This is a genomic window from Herbaspirillum lusitanum P6-12 (genome assembly GCF_000256565.1).
Lineage (GTDB): Bacteria > Pseudomonadota > Gammaproteobacteria > Burkholderiales > Burkholderiaceae_D > Herbaspirillum > Herbaspirillum lusitanum.
Map to the genome: position 1 here is coordinate 1 of NZ_AJHH01000300.1, position 8142 is coordinate 8142.

Below are 8142 nucleotides of genomic sequence, written 5' to 3' on the forward strand. Positions count from 1 at the left end.
TGGTGACGTCGCGGCGACGGCGAACTGAACCGTTCCATGTCATGGGCAATCAGACCAATACTTCCTTTTCTCGTCCGAAAGAATCATCCATGTCAGTCGACATCTCCGCGGCGCAAGCCGCACATTGTTTCGTTCCCTATCCCGCATCGATGACGACGGCGATTTCATCGGGCCCGTTGTCGGGCCTGCGCTTTGCAGTGAAGGATATCTTCGACGTCGCCGGCTATCCGACCGGATGCGGCAACCCGCACATGCTGGCGTTGTCCGGCATCAAGACCGCATCGGCGCCCTCGGTAATCGCGCTGGCGCAGGCCGGCGCCACGTTCATCGGCAAGACTTATACCGACGAACTGGCGTTCTCGATGAACGGCAAGAACGCCCACTTCGGCACGCCGCGCAACGGCGGCGCGCCCGAGCGGATTCCAGGCGGCTCCAGTTCGGGGTCGGCCTCTGCGGTGTCCAACGGGCTGGCGGATGTTGCACTCGGCACCGATACCGGCGGTTCCGTACGTGCTCCCGCCAGCCACTGCGGGCTGATCGGCCTGCGCCCCACGCATGCGCGCGTGAGCCTCAAGGGCTGCATGGACCTGGCGCCGTCGTTCGACACCTGCGGCTGGTTCGCACGCGACATCGACAGCTTTGCGCGCGTGGGAGAGGTGCTGCTGCGCGAAGACACTTGCTTGCTGCCCGATGGCATGCCGGCCATGCCGCAGGTACTGGTGGCGGCCGACGTACTGGCGCTGCTTGAGCCGCGCGTGCAGGCGGTGTTCATGCAGACGCTGGAGCGTCTGTCCGGCCTGATTGGCGCGCCGCTGCCGGTCAAGACCGCGACGCCGTCGTTCGATGCCTTGTACTGGGCGTTCCGCCACATCCAGGGATACGAGGCCTGGCAAAGTCACGGCGACACGATTACCCGCCACGACCTGCAACTCGGTCCCGGCGTCGCCGAGCGCTTTGCCTGGTCGGCCAAGATCACGCCACAGCAGATGGAAGAGCACAGCAATGTGCGCCAGCGCTTCACCGAAGATTTCCTGCGCCTGCTCGGCAACGATCGCGTGATCGTGCTGCCGAGCATGCCGGATGTCGCGCCGCTGCTGAGCGACCCGGAAGAGGTGCTGGAGAATTATCGCAACCAGGCCGTCCGCATGTTGTGCCTGGCGGGTCTGTCCGGTTGCCCGCAGATTTCGCTGCCGCTGATGACGCTGGACGGCGCGCCGTTCGGTTTCTCGATCATCGGTCCGCAGGGTAGCGACCAGGCGCTGATCCGCCTGTCGAGAAAGCTCATCGATGAACTCGCCTGAGCCCTCGTCGCCCGGCCGCGTCATCGTTGCACAAACCTTGACGCCAGTCGCGTTCGCGCCGTTCGGCGACGCCATCCTGCCACCCGACAATGGCAATGGCTGCGGCAATGGCAGCGGCAACAGTTCGCCGATCAATGAAGGCACCGCACAACGCTTCGACGACCTGACGCAACTGGACGTGAGCGAGCAGGGCGGCGAGGCATGCGTGGCGATCTTCCGCACGCAGGACGGCACGCACGTCGCGCCCTATGCGCTGACCATGTTCGAGCGGCATCTGCTGGGCAGCCAGAGCTTCGTGCCGATGGCGCAGGGGCGCATATTGGTGGTGGTGACGCAGGGCATTGGCGCGCCCGATGAAGACGCCATCCAGGCCTTCATCGTCGAGCCGGGCCAGGCCGTCACGCTGCGCCGCGGCGTATGGCATCACCCGATGATCACCAGACCGCCATCCACCGCGCGCCGTTCGGTTTCTCGATCATCGGTCCGCAGGGTAGCGACCAGGCGCTGATCCGCCTGTCGAGAAAGCTCATCGATGAACTCGCCTGAGCCCTCGTCGCCCGGCCGCGTCATCGTTGCACAAACCTTGACGCCAGTCGCGTTCGCGCCGTTCGGCGACGCCATCCTGCCACCCGACAATGGCAATGGCTGCGGCAATGGCAGCGGCAACAGTTCGCCGATCAATGAAGGCACCGCACAACGCTTCGACGACCTGACGCAACTGGACGTGAGCGAGCAGGGCGGCGAGGCATGCGTGGCGATCTTCCGCACGCAGGACGGCACGCACGTCGCGCCCTATGCGCTGACCATGTTCGAGCGGCATCTGCTGGGCAGCCAGAGCTTCGTGCCGATGGCGCAGGGGCGCATATTGGTGGTGGTGACGCAGGGCATTGGCGCGCCCGATGAAGACGCCATCCAGGCCTTCATCGTCGAGCCGGGCCAGGCCGTCACGCTGCGCCGCGCCAGCCGGAAAATAAAAATCCTGTGATAATGCCCTTGCTGCCGCGAAACTTTCCAGAGTTTTCGCGGCGCTTCCATTTCTGCCGTTCCATTTTTCCATCGTTTGCTCATCCTTTAGGTCGCCATGTTTTACGCGATAAGCTGTTTCCTCCTGTGGGGTTTGTTCCCGCTTTACTTCAAGCTGCTGCAGGATGTCGGCTCCTTCGACATCGTGCTTCAGCGCATTTTCTGGTCGCTGCTATTTCTGGTGGCGGTGCTGACCTGGAAGCGTCAATGGGCCTGGCTCGGTGAGGTGGTGCGCAAGCCGCGCGTGCTGCTGGGATTCCTGCTCAGCGCCTTGCTGTTGTCAGGCAACTGGGTGTTGTACGTGTGGGCGGTCAACAGCGGCCGTATCGTCGATGCCAGCCTCGGTTACTTCATGAGTCCGCTGATCAGCGTGCTGCTGGGCTATGTGATCCTCAAGGAAAAATTGCGTCCCTTGCAATGGTTGTCGGTCTTCATGGCGCTCGGCGCGGTGCTGTGGCTGACCTGGATCAACGGCGCGCTGCCGTGGATCGGGCTGGTCATCGCCGCCACCTTCGGCATTTACGGCTTGCTGCGCAAGATCGCCCACCTCGGCGCGCTGGAAGGCCTGGCGCTGGAAACCATCCTGCTGGCGCCGCTGGTGCTGGCGATCCTGGCGGTCACCGCGGCGCACGGCAACAACGGTTTCTTGCAGGCGTCGCCGATGTCGCAGATCCTGCTGGCGCTGTCGGGGCCGGTCACGGCGATTCCGCTGCTGCTGTTCGCCCGCGCGGCGCGCCGGATTCCCTTGTCCCTGTTGGGATTGCTGCAATACATTTCGCCCACGATGCAGCTGCTGACCGGAGTTTTCATCTATGACGAGCCGTTCGACGGGCCGCGCCTGACAGGTTTCGTGGTGATTTGGGCCGCGCTGGCTGTATACTCCCTGGAAGGATTGTGGCGCTTGTGGTCCGCCAAGGGCCGTACGCTCAGCGCCTGATCACGGGATCCGGCAAGTAGTTTTCACCCTCATTTTTACCTTCATCATTGGCATCCAAACATGGCTCAATACGTATTCACTATGAACCGCGTCGGCAAGATCGTGCCGCCGAAGCGTCAGATCCTGAAAGACATCTCGCTGTCCTTCTTCCCCGGCGCCAAGATCGGCGTGCTCGGCCTGAACGGTTCCGGCAAATCGACGCTGCTCAAGATCATGGCCGGCATCGATAAGGAAATCGAAGGCGAAGCAACGCCGGCGCCGAACCTGAACATCGGTTACCTGCCGCAGGAGCCGCAGCTCGATCCGGAAAAGAACGTGCGCCAGGAAGTCGAAAGCGCGCTCGGCGAAGTGTTCGAAGCGCAAGCCAAGCTCGACGCCGTGTACGCCGCCTATGCCGAAGAAGACGCCGACTTCGATGCGCTCGCCACCGAGCAGGCGCGTCTGGAAGCGATCATCTCCGCCTCCGACGGCAACAGCCTGAACCAGCAACTGGAAATGGCCGCCGACGCCTTGCGCCTGCCGCCGTGGGACGCCAGGATCGCCGTGTTGTCGGGTGGTGAAAAGCGCCGCGTGGCCTTGTGCAAACTGCTGCTGTCCAAGCCCGACATGCTGCTGCTCGACGAACCGACCAACCACCTGGACGCCGAATCGGTGGACTGGCTGGAGCAGTTCCTGCTGCGCTTCCCGGGCACCGTCGTGGCGATCACCCATGATCGCTACTTCCTCGACAATGCCGCCGAATGGATCCTCGAACTGGACCGCGGCCACGGCATTCCATGGAAGGGCAATTACTCGTCCTGGCTGGAGCAGAAGGAAGCCCGCCTGAAACAGGAAGAAGCCACCGAATCGGCGCGCCAGAAAACCATCGCCAAGGAACTCGAATGGGTGCGCCAGAATCCGAAGGGCCGCCAGGCCAAGAGCAAGGCGCGCCTGTCGCGTTTCAATGAGCTGAGCGAGCACGAATACCAGAAGCGCAACGAGACCTCGGAAATCTTCATTCCCGTGGCCGAGCGCCTGGGCAATGAAGTCATCGAGTTCAAGGGCGTCAGCAAGGGTTACGGCGATCGTCTGCTGATCGACAACCTGAACTTCAAGATCCCTGCCGGCGCCATCGTCGGCATCATCGGCCCGAACGGCGCCGGTAAATCGACCTTGTTCCGCATGCTGGCGGGCCGCGAACAGCCGGACAGCGGCGAGCTGGTGCTCGGACCTACCGTGCGCATCTCGCTGGTCGATCAGTCGCGCGAAGACCTGGAAAACAAGAAGACCGTGTTTGAAGACGTCGCCGGCGGCGCCGACATCCTGACGGTCGGCCGTTTCGAAATGCCTTCGCGGGCGTATCTCGGCCGCTTCAACTTCAAGGGCGGCGACCAGCAAAAGATCGTCGGCAACCTGTCCGGCGGCGAACGCGGTCGTCTGCATCTGGCCAAGACGCTGCTGCAAGGCGGCAACGTCCTGCTGCTTGATGAACCGTCCAATGACCTCGACGTGGAAACCCTGCGCGCGCTGGAAGATGCCTTGCTGGAGTTCGCCGGCACCGTGCTGGTGATCAGCCATGATCGCTGGTTCCTGGATCGTATCGCCACGCACATCATTTCGTTCGAAGGCGATTCGCAGGTCAGCTTCTTCGACGGCAATTATCAGGAGTATGAAGCCGACAAGAAGAAGCGCCTCGGCGAAGAAGGCGCCAAGCCGAAGCGTATTCGCTACAAGCCGGTAACCCGTTGATGCGGCGAGTCGCCGGGGTCTGATGCTCCGAATATTGCGGAGTGGAATGACAATCCGACGGCGACTTCGCTCCTTCCGTCTTCAAGCTTGCCATGTCGCAACTATGCCCCGCTCTGCGGGGCATTTTGTTTAGGGCGCGGCAATGCAATGTTGATGTCTTTTCGTATTTTTTTGATCGTGTGTTAACTCTGTGTGGGGTATAAGAACAAGCGCTTGCTAAGACTAGGTTCATACGGAGGTGACATGCTTTTCCTCAAATATCGACGCATGCTGATGTTTTGCATATTGTCGCTGGCGTTGCACGCTTCCGGAGCGCTCGCCAGCGAGGAAGTCCAGACCGTGACGATAGGCTTTGTGGGCGCGCTCAGCGGCGTCTCTGAAAGTTTTGGCAAGAGCCTGGCCAACGCTGCCGAACTGGCGATCTTCGAAGCCAACCGCAAGCCCTTCAAGATCAATGGGAAACGTGTGCAATTCCGCCTGCTGCGCATGGACGACCGCAACGACGCCGAACGCACGCAACGTGTGGCGCAGGCGCTGGTGAAGGCCGGGGTGATCGGCGTCATCGGCGGCACCAACAGCAACACCAGCATCGCCGCATCGAAGATTTTTGCCGACGCCGGCGTGCCGCAAATCTCGCCCACCTCCAGCTTGCGGAAATACACCGGGCAGGGTTTCCGGACCACCTTTCGCATGCTCGGCATCGACGACGACGCCTGTATCTATCTGGGCGAATACGCCGTCAAGGAATTGCATGCGCAGCGCATCGCGGTCATCGACAACGGCACCGTCTTCGGCGTCAACGTCGGCACGCGTTTCAGCGAGGTGGCGCGCGAACATGGCGCAGTCATCGTCAGCCGCGATTCGGTCAGCGACGTGTTGATGAACTTCGGCGAGATCCTGCAGCGCGTCAAGGCACAAGACATCGATGCGGTTTTCTTCGGCGGTTATTCGGCGCAGACCAGCATGCTGGCGCAAAGCATGTTGCGTCTGGAAGTCAAGGCGCGGCTGGTGACTTCGATGAACGGCATCGTCGGCTCGTCGTTCCTGATATCGAGCGGCGTCGCCGTCAACGGTACGGTTGCGCAGGAAGCCGGCATTCCATTCAACAAGATGCCGGGCTGGAAGAAATTCGAAGCCGATTTCAATCAGCGCTTCGACTTCCAGGTCTACAGCATGACGCCGTACGCCTATGACGCTGCGCATGTACTGATGGCCGCCGTACGCCGGGCCAATTCGCTTAACCCGCGCAAGGTCACCAACACTTTGCACGAGATCAGTTTCAAGGGCCTCACCGGTATCATCGCCTTCGACGCCGTCGGCAATCCGCGTTCGCCGTCCTACACCATCTACGAAGCGCAGAACCAGAAATGGACGGCGATGAAGACCAATACGATGCGCTGAGACGGCGCAGTTTCAGCGTCAGAAAAATGTCAGTGTGAATGCTGCAAAGCCGCCGCCGGCAAGGATTTGCGCGCGCAGGTAGAATGACGCCTTCGTGTTTCCACAAGACGCACGGCCGGGCCGGCGCGATCGCATCATCGGATGACAATTCCGCGCATTCATCGCCGCCTCTACTGCACTCGCGCGCCATCCGCGGAGCTACTTCCAATAACAATCTCTTTACTCCGCTGAATCGATCTCAATCATGCTTGCCAGTCTTACCCGCCTGTTTCCTCTCTGGGCGCTGCTGCTGTCCGCCGCCGCCTATTTTTCTCCCGCCACCTTCACGCCGATCGGTCCGCACGTCACGCTGCTGCTGACGCTGATCATGCTGACCATGGGCGTCACGCTGACGCTGGACGATTTCAAACGCATCGTCAAACGCCCGGCGCCGGTCGCCGCCGGCATCATCCTGCATTACCTGGTCATGCCGCTGGCGGCCTGGGTGATCGCCAAGCTGCTGCGCATGCCGCCCGACCTGACCGCCGGCATGGTGCTGGTCGGCAGCGTCGCCAGCGGCACGGCGTCGAACGTGATGATTTATCTGTCGCGCGGCGACGTCGCCCTGTCGGTAACGATCTCCACGCTGTCGGCGCTGGTGAGCGTGTTCGCCACGCCGCTGCTGACCGAGCTGTACGTCGACGCCTCGATCCACTTCGACGCGCACGCGATGCTGATGAGCATCGTGCAGATCGTGGTGGTGCCGATCGTGGTCGGGCTGGTGCTGAACCTGTTCGCCGGCAAGCTGATCCGCCGCATCGAGCCTTACCTGTCGCTGGTATCGATGGTGGCGATTTTGCTGATCATTGCAGCGGTGGTCGGCGGCAGCCAGGCCAGCATTGCCTCGGTCGGCCTGGTGGTGCTGGTGGGCGTGATCCTGCACAACGCCATCGGCCTGCTGGGCGGTTACTGGGGCGGCCGTTTGCTCGGTTTCGATGAAGCCATCTGCCGCACGCTGGCGATCGAAGTCGGCATGCAGAACTCCGGCCTCGCGGCGGCGCTGGGCAAGCTGTACTTCACGCCGCTGGCGGCATTGCCGGGCGCGCTGTTCTCGGTCTGGCATAACCTGTCGGGTTCGATGCTGGCCGGTTACTGGCGCGGTCGTCCACCAAAGGATCAGGCCTGATACGGTCGCTGCTGCACATGAAAAAAGCGGACTCAGGTCCGCTTTTTTTTGTAGCCGTCGCCGGCGTTTATCGTGCATCATGCTGCGCATCGCCTGTGCTGAACAAGGAGAACCAAGCATGAAAAAAAGACAATTCCTGGCCGCCGGTCTGCTCGGCATGAGTACCGCCGCGATGGCCGCCAACCAGAAAAAGCCGGTCGCCTGCAGTGTTCCAAAAGACGCCGGTCCGGTGCTGCTGACACTGACCGGCGCCATCGGTGCAGGCAATCGCGGTGCGCTCGATCCGGCGCTGGATCAGATGATGGCCAAGCAGAAGCTGCAATTCAACCGGGCCCACACCTTCGACTTCGCGGCCTTGAGCGCCTTGCCGCAGGTCATCATCAAGCCGACGCTGGAATACGACAACAAGCAGCATGTGCTGAGCGGTCCCTTGCTGGCCGACGTCGTCAATGCCGCCGGCGCCGAGCCAGGTGCCGCCGGCTTGCAGGTCGCGGCCGGCGTAGACGTCGGGCTGGTCTTCCCACCAGCCGGCGGCGCTGGCCGGGCGGTTGTAGAACTCGTCGCGATTGGCCGCCGCAATCAGCGGC

The 8142-nt window shown here is 62.2% G+C and carries 7 protein-coding genes and 2 pseudogenes; 8 read left to right on the forward strand and 1 reads right to left on the reverse strand.

Translation table 11 applies throughout. The annotated features are described in order from the left end of the window. Positions 1-89 precede the first annotated feature (89 nt). From HLUSI_RS0109430 to HLUSI_RS27855, 8 genes and pseudogenes are all read left to right on the forward strand, one after another. On the forward strand, positions 90-1301 hold the full coding sequence (locus HLUSI_RS0109430) for an amidase (protein WP_029363324.1): 1212 nt from the start codon (positions 90-92) through the stop codon (positions 1299-1301). Beyond that, positions 1288-1809, forward strand: coding sequence for an ureidoglycolate lyase (locus HLUSI_RS0109435; RefSeq protein ID WP_016833732.1), 522 nt, complete (start codon positions 1288-1290; stop codon positions 1807-1809). The genes HLUSI_RS0109430 and HLUSI_RS0109435 overlap by 14 nt, the downstream gene beginning before the upstream one ends. Before the next feature lie 24 nt (positions 1810-1833). Continuing rightward, on the forward strand, positions 1834-2286 hold the full coding sequence (locus HLUSI_RS0109440; protein WP_016833733.1) for an ureidoglycolate lyase: 453 nt from the start codon (positions 1834-1836) through the stop codon (positions 2284-2286). A gap of 96 nt (positions 2287-2382) precedes the next feature. Beyond that, positions 2383-3261, forward strand: coding sequence for an EamA family transporter RarD (gene rarD, locus HLUSI_RS0109445; protein WP_016833734.1), 879 nt, complete (start codon positions 2383-2385; stop codon positions 3259-3261). A gap of 60 nt (positions 3262-3321) precedes the next feature. Next, positions 3322-4989 carry an energy-dependent translational throttle protein EttA gene (ettA, locus tag HLUSI_RS0109450; RefSeq protein WP_029363325.1) on the forward strand — a complete coding sequence of 556 codons (1668 nt, stop codon included), beginning with the start codon at positions 3322-3324 and terminating at the stop codon, positions 4987-4989. A gap of 243 nt (positions 4990-5232) precedes the next feature. Then, positions 5233-6390 (forward strand): branched-chain amino acid ABC transporter substrate-binding protein, encoded by a 1158-nt coding sequence (locus HLUSI_RS0109455; RefSeq protein WP_016833736.1) that lies wholly within the window; start codon positions 5233-5235, stop codon positions 6388-6390. Between the two features lie 244 nt (positions 6391-6634). Then, on the forward strand, positions 6635-7555 hold the full coding sequence (gene panS / locus HLUSI_RS0109460; RefSeq protein WP_016833737.1) for a ketopantoate/pantoate/pantothenate transporter PanS: 921 nt from the start codon (positions 6635-6637) through the stop codon (positions 7553-7555). A 118-nt stretch (positions 7556-7673) separates the two neighbouring features. Further along, positions 7674-8015 (forward strand): annotated as a pseudogene (locus tag HLUSI_RS27855) (molybdopterin-dependent oxidoreductase); the annotation flags it as partial. 57 nt (positions 8016-8072) lie between these two features. Here HLUSI_RS27855 and HLUSI_RS34025 read toward each other — a convergent pair. Next, positions 8073-8138: pseudogene (locus HLUSI_RS34025) on the reverse strand (NRDE family protein); the annotation flags it as partial. Between the last annotated feature and the right edge of the window lie 4 nt (positions 8139-8142).

What these genes read in the sequence shown, in the direction of transcription:
- HLUSI_RS0109430 (WP_029363324.1), top strand. Translation starts at nt 90, where the DNA reads ATGTCAGTCGACATCTCCGCGGCGCAAGCCGCACATTGTTTCGTTCCC.
- HLUSI_RS0109435 (WP_016833732.1), top strand. Translation starts at nt 1,288, where the DNA reads ATGAACTCGCCTGAGCCCTCGTCGCCCGGCCGCGTCATCGTTGCACAA.
- HLUSI_RS0109440 (WP_016833733.1), top strand. Translation starts at nt 1,834, where the DNA reads ATGAACTCGCCTGAGCCCTCGTCGCCCGGCCGCGTCATCGTTGCACAA.
- rarD (WP_016833734.1), top strand. Translation starts at nt 2,383, where the DNA reads ATGTTTTACGCGATAAGCTGTTTCCTCCTGTGGGGTTTGTTCCCGCTT.
- ettA (WP_029363325.1), top strand. Translation starts at nt 3,322, where the DNA reads ATGGCTCAATACGTATTCACTATGAACCGCGTCGGCAAGATCGTGCCG.
- HLUSI_RS0109455 (WP_016833736.1), top strand. Translation starts at nt 5,233, where the DNA reads ATGCTTTTCCTCAAATATCGACGCATGCTGATGTTTTGCATATTGTCG.
- panS (WP_016833737.1), top strand. Translation starts at nt 6,635, where the DNA reads ATGCTTGCCAGTCTTACCCGCCTGTTTCCTCTCTGGGCGCTGCTGCTG.